The sequence below is a fragment of the Glaciimonas sp. PCH181 genome (assembly GCF_003056055.1).
GTDB lineage: Bacteria > Pseudomonadota > Gammaproteobacteria > Burkholderiales > Burkholderiaceae_D > Glaciimonas.
On sequence record NZ_PYFP01000002.1, the window covers coordinates 702610 to 720144 of the forward strand.

Here is a 17535-nt window from a genome sequence, read left to right on the forward strand (position 1 = left end):
AATAGTGGCTTTAAATAACTATTCCAAACTTGCATTACAACTCCCTTAATTTTTTTCCACTGTGCGGCCAAAAGCATGGCCCATTAATCGTCGCTTTAAGACCGGAAGTTTATCCAGCAAGTTCAATCCAGCATTTCGCACCAGGCGCAACGGCCCGATATCAAGCCCAAATAACCGCTCAAGACCGTCTGTCGCCACCTGCATCAACAAAATTTCTTCCTTGCGTGAGCGTGCGTAACGCGCCAATACTGTCGCATCGCCGCAATCGCGATGCGGGCCGCGCTCACTTAATACCTTAATCAGTGCCACGACATCGCCAAATCCCAGATTCATTCCATGCCCTGCCAGCGGATGGATAACATGCGCCGCATCGCCAATCAACGCCACACGCGGTGCGACCAGCGCATGGCTGCGGATCAATGACAATGGAAAATTCTGTACGATTTCCGGCTGCAACGGTTGTAATTGCCCTAACTGCTCACCAGCCAGCACCGACAACCGCACTGCCAACTCAGTCAGCGACTCACCCAGCAACGTCGCCGCCAACGCCTCTGGCGCAGACCACACCAGCGATACGCGCTTGCCCGGCAATGGCAATAAAGCAACGATCCCCTCTTCGGCCGTAAACCATTGATGCGCCACATCATGATGCGGCCGTTCGATCTCAAAGTTAGCAACGATGGCACGCTGATGATACGCCCGATAGTCGATTCCGATTTCGCATTGATTGCGAACCCACGATTGCGCACCGTCGGCACCGACCAACAACGCGGATTTCAGGACGGCGCCATCTTCCAGCTGCAACGTAGCGCCATCGGCATCGACCGTCATTTGCTGCGCACGGCCATATACCACGCGCACGTTATGCGCAAATTTCAGCGCCGCATCGAGCGCCTGATTCAAATTGCGATCTTCAACAATCCAAGCCAGCGCATTGGTCCGGGCACTAAAAGCATCAAAGTTGATCTTGCCAGCAGCGGCGTCCGCGCCACCTTTTACCAGCATGCTTTCCACCGGCGCGACCCGACTAGCATCCAGCGCATCCCAGACCTTCAGTCCAGACAGCAAACTTCGCGCCACATGATTTAACGCATACACCCGCGTATCCCATGCGCCAGAAACGTCATCGGGACGACTCGCGCCTTTCAACGGTGCACCTAATAAGGTGACGGAAAGACCGGCCTGCGCCAATCCCAACGCCGCAACCTTACCGACCGCGCCGTTGCCGACGATACAAATATCACTACGAGAAACATTTCGCGAAGAAATAGAAAGCGTACTTTGCGCCGCTAAACCAGCGCCGACGCTCTTGGAGGGGGGTCTGAAATCATTCATGAATGCATTATAACGACTACTAATTCAAAAAAAACACATAAGGGGTTTGCTAATTCAAAATGTCTTGCTATAATTCCGCTCCTTGGCCTGGTAGCTCAGTCGGTAGAGCAGAGGATTGAAAATCCTTGTGTCGGTGGTTCGATTCCGCCCCGGGCCACCAAGAAATGGTAGGACTATCAAAGGATTACACGCTTCGGCTTGTAATCCTTTTTTGTTTTCAGCTGCGATTTGCTGTTTATCTCAGCCGATATACAAATTCTTGCGTAGCTATGAGTGATTTTAAATCTTGCTGCGCCGACTTAAGGTGAGAATTCTTAGCCCATCAGTGATCAGCCTTATCCAGTTCAGCAAATACCTCGTCGGCGTCACAAAATGTGCCTTGCGCAATTTCACGATTATTTAACGCCAAAATTTTTAGCAGTGCGCGCGTTTCTTCTTGCCATTTGATATATTTGCACGACGCCAAAGATTTAACTGGCTTGTCCGAACCGGCAATGCGCAGATTTTCCGCATTGCTTGCAATCACCGACCGCTCTCTCGTGAATAAGTCAGCTATTGTTTTTGCGTCAGCCAAAGGCTTTCGCCGTTAAGTCGAACAGAAACGTGTCCACCGTCTGCCGGTTCATAAATGATTCTTTCGCTCATTGCGTTTTGATTTTTTTCAAAATGTTCAATAAATTTAACGTTGAATTTGCTTTCAAGATATGCCGACACCCAGGCACGGTATAGTTCAATATGAAAAATTTTATATGAAGCTATTCAGATGAAACCAAAAACTGCGCATGTTTCACGCTTCTTAGCTTCTTAGTATCCGGTTTGACCGACCGTACGATGAATCGCAGCGAACTAAATCAAGAAACAGCAAAAATCCCTGACTTATAGGCACAATTCTTCTCTAGCGGGACTGCAGACAAGGCTCCCAACCGTCTGCCTAACTCGCCGATTTTTGGGGTGTACTCGACTTGTGATTCTGATGCGAACGGTTTTTACGGAGGAAAAGATAGGGATTTTCTTTAACCTCCCAAAGCCATTATCGCCAATCACTGATTCTTAATCTTGCGCCAAAGCGTCGTCCGACTAATCCCAAGATATTTCGCCGCGGCTTCACGGTTTCCATCGAAACGCGCCAATATTTGCACAATGCTTTCAGCGGTTTGTGGCGCAATGTTTGTTGTCACTGCCGCGATTGCTGGCGCTGGCAATGCGACCTGAACAAATTCCGGCGCAACGCTAATAATGAACGCCGGTGACAAAGCCTGCAGCGGTTCGGCGGCGAGGAACAACGCCAGTCGTTCCATCAAATTACGTACTTCGCGCACATTGCCCGGCCACGCATAAGCGCTGAGCAGCGGTGCGCAGGTAACGATTTCGGCGTGCAGATCGGGATGCGGGCGGGCGCCCAAAGCGGCCAGTGCTTTTTTCAAGCACCATTCGGCCAAGGCGATCAGATCATCAGGACGGTCACGCAACGCTGGCAGCGTCAAACGCAATACCGCTAAGCGATAAAACAAGTCAGCGCGGAAACGGCCTTCGCGTATGCGCTGCTCCAGGTCGCAATGGGTGGCGCTGACGATCCGTACATCGACGGGAATCGGCCGCGTTCCGCCCACTCGGACTACTTCGCGTTCTTCTAAAACACGCAGCAAACGCGTTTGTAGCGTCAACGGCATTTCGCCGATTTCATCCAGAAACAGCGTGCCGCGATGGGCTGCTTCGAACAGTCCGGCATGGCCGCCGCGCCGCGAGCCGGTGAATGCGCCGTCTTCATAGCCGAACAATTCAGACTCCAGCAGCGACTCTGCAATCGCACCGCAATTGACTGCGACAAATGGCCGGTTGCCTAGCATCGTGCGGGGATTTTCACGGTGAATTGCTTGCGCGACCAGTTCCTTGCCGGTCCCGGTTTCGCCCTGAATCAGCACGGTTGCCTGCGATTTGGCGTACAGCACAATCGATTGACGCAGGTTTTCCATCGCCAGAGAATCGCCGCGCAAATCGTTGATGCCATGTTTAGCGCGCAGCGTATCGACCACCGGCGCGGAGATAGTCCGACTGCGACTGCGGCTCGCTTCCAGTTGCGCAAGACGGGCGATTTCCAACGCATCGTCAAAAGCCTGGCGGATTGATGCTGCGGAATAGACGAATACCGCCGCCAGTCCGGCCTCTTCCGCCAGATCGGTAATCAAACCCGCACCCACAATCGCCTTGATGCCACGGGCCTTCAGCTCGTTTATTTGTGCCCGCGCATCCTCCTCGGTGGCGTAATTGCGCTGCTCAATTTTAAAACCAAAGGCCTTCTGGAATTCCCTCAGCGCCGGCATGGTAGATTGATAAGTAATGATCCCGATATCAGGTGTAATCTGGCGTGCGCGAGACAACGCCTGCAATACGTCGAAACCACTGGCGTTGGCAATCACGACCGGCACCGATAAGCGACTTTTAAGATACGCACCGTTCGACCCGGCAGCGATCACCGCATCACAGCGCTCGGTTTCCATCCGTTCACGGATATGGCGCGCCGCTTCATCGAAGCCCAAATGGATAGGCTCGATAATCGCGCGGTCGTCGTATTCCAGCGTAATGTCGCGAAAGAGGTCGGAAAGGCGCGATACCGAGACAGTCCAAATTACCGGCGTATGGTTGGGATCAGTGGCATCACGGCGGGGAGGAGATGGAGGCGACATGTTTCAACTGTTCAAAATGATGTTTCAATATTCCAAAATGTAACATAAGTTGAAACAATTTTTCTTTTCGCCCTGCTTTTCAAGCATGTTAATTTTTTATCGAAAATACCTATAAATATTTGATTTTATTGATTTATTTTTATTTAAGACACGCTATTCACGCTATCAATCAAACTTGGCACGATGATTGCTGAGTATAGAGAAAATGCCAGTGCAGATCTCTGCATGAAACAAATTGCCATCCAACAGGAGAACACATGAGTCAATATTCCGCAGGCGCTGCCTTCCGTAAGGCGATGCAAGAAGAATCCCCGCTGCAAGTGGTCGGCGCGATCAATGCGAACCACGCGCTGCTCGCTAAACGTGCCGGTTTCAAGGCGATTTACCTGTCCGGTGGCGGTGTCGCAGCGGGTTCGCTGGGCTTGCCCGACCTTGGCATTTCCAATCTGGATGACGTGCTGACCGACGTGCGCCGCATCACTGATGTATGCGATCTGCCATTGCTGGTCGATGTAGATACGGGCTTCGGTTCGAGCGCTTTCAACGTGGCGCGTACCGTTAAATCGATGATCAAGTTTGGCGCAGCAGCGATTCATATCGAGGACCAAGTCGGCGCCAAGCGCTGCGGTCATCGTCCGAACAAAGAAATCGTCAGCAAGCAGGAAATGGTCGACCGTATCAAGGCCGCCGTCGATGCTCGCACCGACGATAATTTCGTCATCATGGCGCGTACTGATGCGCTGGCCGTCGAAGGCTTGGAGTCTGCGCTGGAACGTGCGATTGCCTGCGTTGAAGCCGGTGCTGACATGATCTTCCCGGAAGCGATTACAGAGCTGGCGATGTATAAGCAGTTTGCTGCCGCCGTCAAAGTCCCGGTACTTGCCAACATCACCGAATTCGGCTCGACACCGCTGTTTACAATAGATGAGCTGAAATCAGCCGATGTCGGTCTGGTGTTGTATCCGTTGTCCGCTTTCCGCGCAATGAACAAGGCCGCCGAAAACGTGTACACCGCGATTCGCCGCGATGGCACGCAAAAGAACGTGGTCGACACCATGCAAACCCGCATGGAATTGTATGACCGCATCAATTATCACGATTTCGAGCAGCATCTGGATGCGTTGTTTGCCGCACAGAAAAAATAAGCACCGCCGTTGTAGTTGAATACGATTATTTACACCGATTCTTTTCCGTCAGGAGACACCAAAAATGAGCGAAGCACCAACCGTTTTCAAAGCAAAAAAATCCGTCGCACTATCCGGCGTCACCGCAGGTAACACCGCGCTATGTTCCGTCGGTAAAACCGGTAACGATTTGCACTATCGTGGCTATGACATTCTGGATGTCGCCGAAACGTGCGAATTCGAAGAAATCGCCTATCTGCTAGTCCACGGCAAACTGCCGACAGCTGCCGAACTCAAAGGCTACAAAGCCAAACTAAAATCCTTGCGCGGCTTACCTGCCAGCGTCAAAGCTGCGTTAGAAGCTCTGCCTGCCGCATCGCATCCGATGGACGTCATGCGTACCGGCGTATCGGTACTAGGCTGCACGTTGCCAGAAAAAGATGACCACAATGCGCCGGGCGCACGCGACATCGCTGACCGTTTGATGGCATCCCTTGGCTCGATGCTGCTGTACTGGTATCACTTCAGCACCAACGGCAAACGTATCGAAGTTGAAACCGATGACGAGTCTATCGGCGGCCATTTTCTGCATCTGCTGCATGGCGTAAAACCATCCGCAGAATGGGAAAAAGCGATGCATGTTTCGCTGAACTTGTACGCGGAACACGAATTCAACGCCTCCACATTTGCCAGCCGCGTGATCGCTGGCACAGGCTCTGATTTTTACTCTGCCATCACCGGCGCCATCGGCGCATTGCGCGGTCCAAAACACGGCGGCGCGAACGAAGCAGCATTCGAAATCCAGAAGCGTTACGACAATCCGGACGAAGCCGAAGCCGATATCCGCACCCGCGTAGAAAATAAAGAAGTCGTGATCGGTTTCGGTCATCCGGTGTATACAGTTTCCGATCCGCGCAATAAAGTAATCAAAGAAGTCGCGCGCAAGTTGTCGGAAGAAGCCGGTTCGACCGCGATGTTCGACATCGCCGAACGTCTGGAAACCGTGATGTGGGAAGTCAAAAAGATGTTCCCGAATCTGGATTGGTTCTCGGCTGTCTCGTATCACATGATGGGCGTACCGACAGCGATGTTTACGCCATTGTTCGTGATTTCGCGCACTTCCGGTTGGGCCGCACACGTGATCGAGCAGCGTATCGATAACAAGATTATTCGCCCATCAGCCAATTATGTCGGCCCGGACGATTTAGCCTTCGTGCCTATCGACAAACGCTAATAAGTTGACTAGCGCGCTGCTGATATTTGCCAGTAGCGCGCGGCGTTTTGAAAATGCATTAAACGTCATACCTGAATACAATATCTGGCATCAATGTTATTGAACATCAAAGCAGGCCAAAGTCCTGCTGTTCATTCCGATCAAGGCCGCAAATAGAGCCGCATCGTTAAGCACAATCCCCGATCACACCCTCTTTCCTGAGTGAGCCATGAACATAGCAAACCGCAAACCCCTGCCCGGCACCAAGCTGGATTTTTTCGATACGCGGGCCGCGGTCGATGCGATCTCGCCCGGCGCGTATGACAAACTGCCCTATACTTCACGCATCCTGGCCGAGAACCTCGTGCGCCGCTGCGATCCTGCAACCCTGACCGATTCCCTGAAACAATTCATCGAGCGCAAACGCGATCTGGATTTCCCCTGGTTTCCCGCCCGAGTGGTCTGCCATGACATTCTGGGCCAAACCGCATTGGTCGACCTCGCCGGTCTGCGCGACGCGATTGCGGCACAAGGCGGTGACCCGTCGCTGGTCAATCCTGTCGTACCGACACAATTAGTCGTAGACCATTCGCTGGCAGTCGAGCGCGGCGGCTTTGATGTAGACGCGTTCGAAAAAAACCGCGCCATCGAAGATCGTCGTAACGAAGACCGTTTCGATTTCATCAACTGGACCAAAAAAGCGTTCAAAAACGTTGACGTCATCCCGCCGGGCAACGGCATCCTGCATCAAATCAACCTGGAGCGCATGTCGCCAGTGGTCCAGGTAAAAGATGGCATCGCTTTTCCGGATACGCTGATCGGCACCGATAGTCATACACCGATGGTCGATGCGCTGGGCGTGCTTGCCATCGGCGTCGGCGGTCTGGAAGCCGAAAGCGTAATGCTGGGCCGCGCCTCTTGGATGCGTTTGCCGGACATTATCGGCGTTGAACTGAGCGGAAAACCGCAGCCGGGCATCACTGCAACCGATATCGTGCTGGCGCTGACCGAGTTTTTGCGTGCGCAGAAAGTCGTCTCTTCCTATCTTGAATTCTACGGCGAAGGCGCGTCCCACCTGACGCTGGGCGACCGTGCGACCATCTCTAATATGGCGCCAGAATTCGGCTCAACCGCCGCGATGTTTTACATCGATGAGCAGACCATCAAATACCTGAAACTCACAGGTCGCGATGATGCGCTGGTCAAACTAGTCGAAATCTACGCCAAAGAAACTGGCCTATGGGCGGACAGCCTGAAACATGCCGAGTACGAACGCGTCATCAAGTTCGACCTGTCTTCCGTAGTCCGTAACATTGCAGGACCATCCAATCCACATAGCCGCGTACCGACCTCCGAACTGGCTGCCCGTGGCATCAGCGGCACGGTAGAAAACGAACCCGGCCTGATGCCCGACGGTGCCGTGATTATCGCCGCCATCACCAGCTGCACCAACACCAACAACCCGCGCAACATGATTGCCGCTGGCCTGTTAGCGCGCAACGCAAATGCACGCGGCCTGACGCGCAAGCCGTGGGTAAAAAGCTCGCTGGCACCCGGCTCGAAGACGGTTAAGTTGTATCTGGAAGAAGCGCAATTGCTGTCGGAATTGGAAACACTGGGCTTCGGCGTCGTCGCCTTTGCCTGCACCACCTGCAACGGCATGAGTGGTGCGCTGGACCCGGTTATTCAGCAAGAAGTGATCGAGCGTGATCTGTACGCGACCGCTGTTCTCTCTGGCAACCGTAACTTTGACGGTCGTATCCATCCTTATGCCAAGCAAGCTTTCCTGGCTTCGCCGCCGCTGGTAGTGGCCTATGCGATTGCTGGTACGATCCGTTTCGATATCGAAAAAGATGTCTTGGGAATTGATGCCGATGGTCATCCTGTCACGCTGAAAGATATCTGGCCTTCCGACGAAGAAATCGATGCCATCGTTGCCTCCAGCGTCAAGCCAGAGCAGTTCCGTAAAGTCTACGAGCCGATGTTTGCCGTGGTCGCCGACAACGGTGAAAAAGTCAGCCCGCTATATGACTGGCGTCCGCAAACCACCTACATTCGTCGTCCACCGTACTGGGAAGGCGCATTGGCTGGCGCGCGCACAATGACGGGCATGCGACCGTTGGCAGTATTGGGCGACAACATCACCACCGATCATCTATCGCCATCAAACGCGATCATGCTCAATAGTGCAGCCGGTGAATATCTGGCCAAGATGGGTCTGCCTGAAGAAGACTTTAACTCGTACGCTACGCATCGCGGCGATCACCTGACCGCACAACGCGCCACCTTCGCCAATCCGACGTTAAAAAACGAAATGGTGTTGGAAAACGGCAAGGTAAAAGCAGGCTCGCTGACACGTCTGGAACCAGAAGGCAAAGTCACCCGCATGTGGGAGGCGATCGAGACTTACATGGAACGCAAGCAGCCATTAATCGTGATCGCAGGGGCCGACTATGGCCAGGGTTCTTCACGTGACTGGGCCGCCAAAGGCGTGCGTCTGGCTGGCGTCGAGGCCATTGCAGCGGAAGGTTTTGAGCGCATCCACCGTACCAATCTGGTCGGCATGGGCGTGATGCCGCTGGAATTCAAACCCGGCGTTAATCGCACTACATTAAACATCGACGGCACCGAAACTTTCGACGTAATTGGCGAACGTACACCGCGTACAACCTTGACGCTGGTGATTAATCGCAAGAATGGCGAACGGGTAGAAGTGCCGGTAATTTGCCGTCTCGACACGGCAGAAGAAGTGTCGATCTATGAAGCTGGCGGCGTGTTGCAACGTTTTGCGCAAGACTTTTTAGAGTCGACTACGGCTGCCTGAAAACGCAATACAAACATCCAACTATCGTGATGCTGTGCGGACCAGAAATGAAAAATGGTCCGCACAAATTAACCGGATAACGCGACTATGACCCACGTACCCCAGATCAAAATTCCCGCCACCTATATGCGTGGCGGCACCAGCAAAGGCGTATTTTTCCGCCTGCAGGATTTGCCCGAAGCAGCACAAGTACCGGGCGCAGCGCGCGACGCATTATTGTTGCGCGTCATCGGCAGTCCCGACCCTTACGGCAAGCAAATTGACGGCATGGGCGCAGCCACATCGAGCACCAGCAAGACAGTTATTCTGTCCAAGAGCAGCAAGCCGGATCACGATGTCGATTACCTGTTCGGTCAAGTCGCCATCGATAAAGCCTTTGTCGACTGGAGCGGCAATTGCGGCAATCTTTCCGCCGCCGTCGGTTCATTCGCCATCAGTAACGGCATTGTCGACGCGGATCGCATCCCGCAAAACGGCATTGCAATTGTGCGTATCTGGCAAGCTAATATCGCCAAGACCATCATTGCGCATGTGCCCATCACCGATGGCGCGGTGCAGGAAACTGGCGATTTCGAACTCGACGGTGTCACGTTCCCGGCAGCCGAAGTCCAGCTTGAATTCATGGCCCCGGCAGCTGACGAAGATGGCGAAGGTGGATCGATGTTTCCCACTGGTAATCTGATCGACGATTTAGAGGTGCCAGGCATTGGCACGCTTAAAGTCACGATGATCAACGCAGGCATCCCCACCATTTTTGTCAACGCAGAAGCGATCGGCTACACCGGCACAGAATTGCAGGACGCGATCAACAGCGATACCGCAGCATTGGCAAAGTTTGAAGCAATTCGCGCGTATGGCGCAGTGCGCATGGGCTTGATTAAACATATCGATGAGGCAGCGAATCGCCAACATACGCCAAAGGTCGCCTTCGTCGCCAAGCCAGCCGGTTACGTATCTTCCAGTGGCAAACAAGTCGCTGCTGGCGATATAGATTTGCTGGTGCGCGCGCTATCCATGGGCAAATTGCATCATGCGATGATGGGGACGGCAGCCGTTGCCATTGGCACCGCCGCAGCGATTCCGGGCACACTGGTCAACATCGCCGCTGGCGGTGGTGCGCAAAGTGCGGTGCGCTTCGGCCATCCTTCCGGCACCTTACGGGTCGGCGCGGAAGCCAGCCAGAACAACGGCCAATGGAGCGTCACCAAAGCTATCATGAGTCGCAGCGCCCGCGTGTTGATGGAGGGCTGGGTCCGCGTTCCCGGCGATACGTTCTAAGAAAATAACGCCGCGCAAGCCAGATCAAATCCGATAGCAGACAATTTTGAGCGAAAAAAAACCCTCGGTAGTCATCCGAGGGTTTTTTATTGGAAGAGCGCTTTATTTTGCTGCCAGAACGCCCAACAAACCAGTTACCGGAGCCAGAGGACCAGCACTTGTACCACCAGTTGTACCGCCCAAGCCGCCTAGCAAACCGCCCAGTAAACCAGTTACCGGGGCCAGAGGACCAGCACCTGTACCACCAGTTGCACCGCCCAGGCCGCCTAGCAAACCGCCCACTAAACCAGTTACCGGAGCCAGAGGACTAGCACTTGTACCACCAGTTGCGCCGCCCAAGCCGCCTAGCAAACCGCCAACTAAACCAGTTACCGGAGCCAGAGGACTAGCACTTGTACCACCAGTTGCACCGCCCAGGCCGCCTAGCAAACCGCCCACTAAACCAGTTACCGGAGCCAGAGGACCAGCACTTGTACCACCAGTTGCACCGCCCAAGCCGCCTAACAAACCGCCAACTAAACCAGTTACCGGAGCCAGAGGACCAGCACTTGTACCACCAGTTGCACCGCCCAAGCCGCCTAGCAAACCACCAACTAAACCAGTTACCGGAGCCAGAGGACCAGCGCCTGTACCACCAGTTGCACCACCCAAGCCGCCTAGCAAACCACCAACTAAACCAGTTACCGGGGCCAGAGGACCAGCACCTGTACCACCAGTTGCACCGCCCAAGCCGCCAAGCAAGCCGGTTAGCAGGCCACCGGTCTGATTGCCCAGCAACGGTTGATTGCTATTCGTCAGGCTGTTCGCGCCCAATGCAATCACGGTATTACCGACAGTCGTGATCACACCGCCTAAATCTCCGGCAACTGGTGCTTTCGAGCCAGTCAGCTGATTTCCCAGCGAGACTACCGTGCCGCCAACCGTCGCCAGTAACGCATTGACCGGTTGATTCAGACCCGTTGTATTACCCACTGTTTGCGTCAGCGTGTTGACTGTACTAGTTAGCGGCACGATCACTGTGCTCAATCCGGAGGTCACTTGCTGCACTGGACCTGTGGTCAAAGCAGAAGTCAATGGCGCATTCAATTGTTTAACCACACCGCCAAGCGTACTGACCAAACCACCAACTGGGGTCGTGATCGGCGCTAATGCCGCTAGCTGACCGCTACCTAAACCTGTGACCAATTGACCTGCGCTTTGCACCGTATCGCCGACCTTTCCGACTACACCACCAACACTGCCGACAGTGATGCCAACTGGATCAGTTGCTGTGCCGATTTGACCGAGGCCATTGGTCACACCAGCACCCAGCGTAGTCAATATCCCGCTGGCATTGCTAACGACACCGTTCAAGCCGGCACCAGCTGCGGCAGGCAACGGCAACTGGCTGGCTAATGTCGAGCCGATACCATTTACGGCAGTGCCGACGCTGGATACCACAGTCCCTGTGTTCGAAAGCAGATTCGATGTCGCTGGGGTGGTCGGTCCTGTCGGTCCTGTCGGTCCTGTTGGGCCTGTCGGTCCTGTCGGTCCCGTTGGGCCTGTCGGTCCTGTTGGTCCTGTCGGTCCTGTCGGTCCTGTCGGTCCTGTCGGTCCCGTTGGGCCTGTCGGTCCTGTTGGTCCTGTCGGTCCTGTCGGTCCTGTCGGTCCTGTCGGTCCTGTCGGTCCCGTTGGGCCTGTCGGTCCTGTCGGTCCTGTCCCACCAGTGCCGCCTGTACCGCCTGTTGGACCCGTTGGGCCGGTTGGTCCAGTCGGTCCCGTTGGACCTGTCGCGCCTGTCCCCCCCGTGCCGCCCGTTGATCCTGTACCGCCTGTACCACCGGTTGAACCTGTACCACCGGTTGAACCTGTACCACCGGTTCCGCCAGTACCGCCGCTAGTCGGACCTACAACGGGCCCATTACCGCCGCCACCGATTTGTGTGCCTAACGAGCCGCCGCTGCCGCATCCGGTGAGCAAAGCAGCGAACAACATTGATACGGCGACCAAGTTTCTTTTTTGTGACGACTTCATGATATTTTCCCTTTTTTAATAATCCAGATAGAAATCTGATTTAGGCTCTTTACAGCAAAGAACATACCAGATGGCAACATTATTAAAATTGGGCACCTTTTCTTCTAAATTATCGCCAAAAAAAATATTAAAATCCTTTTAAATCAATCACTTAAAAATATTAATTCAAAAATACCAAGTTCGTTAAATTCTGTTAAATACGCCATTTTGGGAATAAATGCTACGTAACGTCAGGGAACATCAAGGCCCCATTTGACTAAAAGAATTCTGAATTTCTGACTGACCGCACGCTAATTTCCCGCACTGAAATATCCCTGTTGTCCCCAGTCGTCGTCCGTCACTCCATGAATGTGAGCGATTGTTAAACCTGTCATCTTTGACGATTCCGATGCTATCCTGCAATTAATTGCGGGAACGCCGCCAACCAAGTCGAACTCCAGAACCCATCGCTATTAGCATCGGCGACAGATTTTACGGATTCATCGGCAACAAAATACGTCGTCACATTTTTGTTTATTCCCATTTTTGAAACCGCACACTCCCCTGTGTCAGCACCATCATCAATAGTGGAAGCAACCTGCTTTTTGAATCGAGACCCATTCTGTGCGCGATTTCATCCTGACCTGTCACTGGACCACCATCATGGGCGTTGGCATCGTCTTTTTTGCCTGCCTATATTTCGGTGTGGGCGCGCTGAATTACGTCCTCAGTCGCAAAATTTTGCCTGCGCTAGGCTATGGCCGCGTGCTCGATCCGCGCCCACTGGGACCACAGCAACTGCGCCGCGAACTGACTGAATCCAGCGTGACCATTCTCTTGTTCGGCACCGGCATGGTGTTCCCGTGGGGCTTGCTGCAACTGGGTTGGGCCGGATTAGCAGTGCAAGCATCAGGCTGGCAAATCGCGCTGGAAATTTTGTTCATGGTGGTGTGGAACGAATGCCATTTCTATCTCAGTCACCGTTTGCTGCACGTATCCTGGCTGAAGCGCTTTCATCTGCCGCATCACCGCTCTATCGTCACCACGCCATGGACCTGCTATAGCTTCACACCGTTAGAAGCCATGATGCTGGGCAATGTACTTTTACTGCCGATGCTATTGCATGATTTCAGCGTTTATTCGCTCGCCTTCGTGCCGGTATTTAGCATCGTCTTTAATAATATCGGTCACTCCAATTTCGACTATCTGCCCGATGCCGATCATGATCGCTGGTGGCTGAATGGCGCGCGCCGTCATCACTTGCACCATGCCTGCTATCACGGCAATTACGGCTTCATGTTTCCGTTCATGGACAGACTGCTGAACACTGAATTACCCTCTGACGCAGCAGATGCCAAGCTTGCACGCGGCGAGAAAAAGAATGCTGCGTAGTCGCAAAGACTGGCAGAGCTTGCTCTACCTCATTAGCCTGCCGCCGCTGGTCGGCTATCTTTGGCAATACGGAACGGGTTCAATAGTCGATGTGCTGCTTTACGGCGTGCTGTTATTTTTAACGCTGGGGGTCGGAGTGATCAATCACAATCACGCCCATTTGCGCATCTGGCAAAACCAGCGCCTTAATCGCATTACCGATGTCTGGATCACCCTGCTACAGGGACATCCGACGTTTGTTTTCTATCCCGCCCATACCGGCAATCATCATCGCTATCATCACGGTCCGCAGGACGTCGCACGGACCTATCGTTTTGGCGGCGATACCAATCATTTGCTCGGCTATCTGCTGCATCCGCTACAGGCTGGCATAGTCTTGTATCCAATGATCTGGCGCTGGCTGATGCAAATACGCCAGCGCCACGCCAGTGTATTTTTCTACTTTCTGCGCCAATACATTGCCGTCACGCTGCTATGGTCGTTGCTGGGATGGTTGAATTGGCAAAAATTTTTGCTCTTGATACTGATTCCGCAATTGCATGGCTTGCACTGGCTATTAGCCACCAATTATCTGCAACATGCACATGCTGACGGCAGCTCGTCCACCGACTTTGCGCGCAACTTTGAAGGCTGGGTTAATCCGCTATTGTTCAATATCGGATTGCACACTGCTCACCACCGCCACCCTCGCGCCCACTGGTCGCAACTGGGCGCACTGCATCAACACTATCGCTCACAGGTTAGTCCGCAACTGAATGCGGGGCCGTTGTTGCCGTATATGTTTCGCACATTTATTATAAGTTTGCTACGGCCGCGCTGGCGTAGTCGCAGTCTGATGCAACCCTGGGAAAAGAATGCCAACTGAATTCAAACATGTCTACCTCGCAGCAGCCGGATTTCATCTGCCCGGCGCACCTGTCAACAACGACGATATGGATCACTATATCGCGCCGCTGAATCGCATTTCCAGCCGTATCAAGCAGCGGATTCTGACCGAAAACGGCATCCAGACCCGCCATTACGCCATCGATGCCGACGGCAATACCGTGCAAAGTCACGCGCAGTTGGCGGCCGCCGCCATCCACGCTTGCCTGCAACAAACCAGCACCACGCTAGATCAGGTGTCCTTACTCAGCGTTGGTTCGTCCGGCGGCGATGCATTGATGCCCGGCTTCGCCAACATGATTCAAGGCGAACTGGGCGCGGCACCGATGCAAACCCTCTCAAGTCAGGGCGTATGCGCCGCTGGCGTCAGCGCGATTGAATTCGCGGCGCAAGCCATCGAATTAGGCACGCATCAGCAAGCGCTCGCGGTGGCCGCCGAAATGCCATCCCGCATGTTCAAACGCAGCCGTTTCGCCTCGCGCGACTATGACAGCGATTTCGGTGCACATTTCTTACGCTGGATGCTGTCCGATGGCGCTGGCGCGATGTTGTTGAGCCGTCAACCGCAGGCACGCGATGGCCTGCGTATCAAACTGAAATGGGTGCATCAGAAAAGTTTTTCCGGCGACTATCCGGTCTGCATGCAACTGGGCCTGACCGAAGATCGCAAAAAATCGTTCCTCGACTTTGCCTCCTCCGCCGAAGCTGAAGCCGCTGGTGCATTATCGTTACGGCAGGACATTCGATTGTTGCCTCATCTGTTTGATGTCTGCATTCATGAATACGTAAAATTAGTCGAAGCCGGATGGATCAAGTCCGAAGACGTCGACCATTTTCTGTGCCATTACTCGTCAGCCAAATTCATGCCAGTGGTAGAAGAACTGTTGGCGAAAGCCGGATTGACCATTCCGCCAGAACGCTGGTACAGCAATCTGGCGACGCGTGGCAACACCGGCGCGGCATCGATTTTCATCATGCTGGCTGAATTTTTGCAGCAAAAAAACCTGCGTGCAGGTGAAAAGATATTCTGTTTTATCCCGGAGTCGGGCAGGATTACCGCCGCATTCATGCTGTTTGAAGTAGAGGATGCGAACATGGCAGAGACAACAGAAACGCCAATCAGCGTCACTGCGCCAACGCCATCAATGATCGACATTCCCGCCCCGCATCAGCCAGAAAGTGCCCCCGAACCGCTGCAGCCGTTACTGACCCGTCTGGCCAGTCTATGGCAGGACTATCGCTCTCAAGCCTGGCGCACGCCGGTCATCCATCGGCTGGTCAGCGGCAAATTCGATATCCCTGCGTATCGCAACTGGACTGCGCAATGGGTACCGCAAGTCAAAGAAGGCAGTTTATGGATGCGCGAAGCGGTCGCCTCGCTCACCGGGGAATTTGCGGCGCTCGGCCAACTGATCGAAATGCATGCCGGAGACGAGCAAAACGATTTCAAAATTTTGTATGATGACTATCTGGCAGCCGGTGGCGACCAGCCTCTGGCAGCGCTCAAACGCAATCCCGGCGGCGAGGCGCTGAACAGTTATCTGCACGCCTTGGCCGCTACGCCAAACCCAGTCGGCCTGCTAGGCGCGATCTATATCATCGAAGGCACAGGGCAACGGATCGTGCCAGCGCTGCTGCCAATGTTGCGCCAGCAAGTCGCGCTGCCGCCGCAGGCCTTCCATTTTCTGGATTACCACGGCGGCAATGACGAGCACCATCTCGCCCGCTGGCTGTGCGCAATAGAAATCACGCTGCAACTCGATCCCAACGCAGCCGAAGCCATTTACGCCACCGCCAAACGCACCGCCCAGTTATATTTGATGCAGCTGGAACATATCCAGGATTAAGCGCAAACAACCCCTGTAAAACCAACACTCCTTATTGAGCACACATCATGCAAAACGATTTTTTACAGAGAGCGCACGATCCACGCGATCCAGACCCGTGGCTAGCGCTCTATCTCGATAGCAGCACGCCGTTGCCGGATCAGGTAAAGCGCGCATGGTTGCAAGATCTGGCGTCGCCATCGCGCCAATTTTTGCTGCCGTTTGTGCGCCCTTTTGCACGATTAATGATCATCCTGATCCAAGTGTTGAAGGCGGTTTTACCGCGTCGCTGGTCGGCATCCAAACTGCTGCATCGTTTGCTGGTATGGGGATTAAAAGGCTTCGTCTCGCCGCAAGCGAATTGGCTGATCTTGCGGCATTTCCATCTGGGTGCGCAAATCATTACCTTCATTGAACGCAACGCACCGGTCAGCGTGCCCTTATCGCCGCTGACGCCGTTGACCATCGACGATCTGGAAGACGAATTATTTCTGAAGCATGATCTGAATTTATTTAATTTCGTCATCCACCTCAATCAAAAGCTGCGCGACGAGGGAAAAGCATTGGCTGCGGTAGAAAATGTCGATTTCAGCATGATCACGGAACCGCCGCTGAAAATGGAAGATATGCCGCATGGCCGTCTGAACGGGATTGATCTACAGACCGCTATCGAGATTTTCACACCGGTTTATCAGCTATTTCTGACCGATAACGATTTCTGGCGCGCTGCCAACTCTTTGCAACTCGATGAAACCATGGGCGTGTATGCAGCGACCGTGCTGAATACGCCGCAGCATCTGCTGCTGCTGAACAATAAGCATCCACTAGTGCCGATGTCCACCTTGGGTGCCGGGCACCGTCTGGTGTTACATGGCTTGTCTAGTGAGATGCTGCATTGTCTGCTGACCGAGATGAAACAGGCGCAACAGACACCGGCGTTGACGCCAACGCCGCTAAGAGACTAATCGACTAAAAAGACACA

General features: G+C 53.8%; 12 protein-coding genes and 1 tRNA gene. 9 read left to right on the forward strand and 4 right to left on the reverse strand.

Going from position 1 to position 17535, the window contains the following annotated elements; genetic code table 11:
* Window positions 1-45: 45 nt before the first annotated feature.
* A complete protein-coding gene (locus C7W93_RS16360) occupies window positions 46-1335 on the reverse strand; it encodes a UbiH/UbiF family hydroxylase (RefSeq protein ID WP_108441352.1) in 1290 nt (429 codons plus the stop codon).
* 84 nt (window positions 1336-1419) lie between these two features.
* On the opposite strand from C7W93_RS16360, the gene C7W93_RS16365 reads away from it, so the two are divergent.
* A tRNA-Phe gene (locus tag C7W93_RS16365) sits at window positions 1420-1495 on the forward strand.
* 162 nt (window positions 1496-1657) lie between these two features.
* On the opposite strand, the gene C7W93_RS16370 is transcribed toward C7W93_RS16365, so the two are convergent.
* Entirely contained in the window at window positions 1658-1909 is a 252-nt protein-coding gene (locus C7W93_RS16370) for a prevent-host-death protein (RefSeq protein WP_108441353.1), read from the reverse strand.
* A 466-nt stretch (window positions 1910-2375) separates the two neighbouring features.
* Window positions 2376-4019, reverse strand: a complete 1644-nt coding sequence (gene prpR, locus C7W93_RS16375) for a propionate catabolism operon regulatory protein PrpR (RefSeq protein ID WP_108441354.1) — start codon at window positions 4017-4019, stop codon at window positions 2376-2378.
* 257 nt (window positions 4020-4276) lie between these two features.
* Between prpR and prpB the strand changes: the two genes are divergently transcribed.
* From prpB to prpF, 4 genes are all read left to right on the forward strand, one after another.
* The gene (gene prpB / locus C7W93_RS16380; protein ID WP_108441355.1) at window positions 4277-5164 is read left to right on the forward strand and encodes a methylisocitrate lyase; all 888 of its coding nucleotides are present in this window, start codon (window positions 4277-4279) and stop codon (window positions 5162-5164) included.
* Window positions 5165-5228: 64 nt separating this feature from the next.
* Window positions 5229-6377: a 2-methylcitrate synthase gene (gene prpC / locus C7W93_RS16385; protein WP_108441356.1), complete on the forward strand. Its 1149-nt coding sequence runs from the start codon at window positions 5229-5231 to the stop codon at window positions 6375-6377.
* A 208-nt stretch (window positions 6378-6585) separates the two neighbouring features.
* Window positions 6586-9180 carry a Fe/S-dependent 2-methylisocitrate dehydratase AcnD gene (gene acnD, locus C7W93_RS16390; RefSeq protein WP_108441357.1) on the forward strand — a complete coding sequence of 865 codons (2595 nt, stop codon included), beginning with the start codon at window positions 6586-6588 and terminating at the stop codon, window positions 9178-9180.
* Window positions 9181-9267: 87 nt separating this feature from the next.
* Window positions 9268-10458: a 2-methylaconitate cis-trans isomerase PrpF gene (prpF, locus tag C7W93_RS16395; RefSeq protein ID WP_108441358.1), complete on the forward strand. Its 1191-nt coding sequence runs from the start codon at window positions 9268-9270 to the stop codon at window positions 10456-10458.
* Between the two features lie 102 nt (window positions 10459-10560).
* On the opposite strand, the gene C7W93_RS25375 is transcribed toward prpF, so the two are convergent.
* Complete coding sequence (locus C7W93_RS25375; protein ID WP_108441359.1) at window positions 10561-12471, reverse strand: collagen-like triple helix repeat-containing protein; 1911 nt, start codon at window positions 12469-12471, stop codon at window positions 10561-10563.
* A gap of 642 nt (window positions 12472-13113) precedes the next feature.
* On the opposite strand from C7W93_RS25375, the gene C7W93_RS16405 reads away from it, so the two are divergent.
* From C7W93_RS16405 to C7W93_RS16420, 4 genes are read left to right on the forward strand one after another with little or no spacing between them, the layout of a single operon-like run.
* Window positions 13114-13842 carry a sterol desaturase family protein gene (locus C7W93_RS16405; protein WP_108441360.1) on the forward strand — a complete coding sequence of 243 codons (729 nt, stop codon included), beginning with the start codon at window positions 13114-13116 and terminating at the stop codon, window positions 13840-13842.
* Window positions 13832-14707: a fatty acid desaturase gene (locus C7W93_RS16410; protein ID WP_108441361.1), complete on the forward strand. Its 876-nt coding sequence runs from the start codon at window positions 13832-13834 to the stop codon at window positions 14705-14707. Before C7W93_RS16405 ends, C7W93_RS16410 begins: the two co-directional genes overlap by 11 nt.
* The gene (locus tag C7W93_RS16415) at window positions 14697-16574 is read left to right on the forward strand and encodes a StlD/DarB family beta-ketosynthase (protein WP_108441362.1); all 1878 of its coding nucleotides are present in this window, start codon (window positions 14697-14699) and stop codon (window positions 16572-16574) included. Before C7W93_RS16410 ends, C7W93_RS16415 begins: the two co-directional genes overlap by 11 nt.
* 47 nt (window positions 16575-16621) lie before the next feature.
* Window positions 16622-17518 (forward strand): hypothetical protein, encoded by an 897-nt coding sequence (locus C7W93_RS16420; RefSeq protein WP_108441363.1) that lies wholly within the window; start codon window positions 16622-16624, stop codon window positions 17516-17518.
* Window positions 17519-17535: the final 17 nt, after the last annotated feature.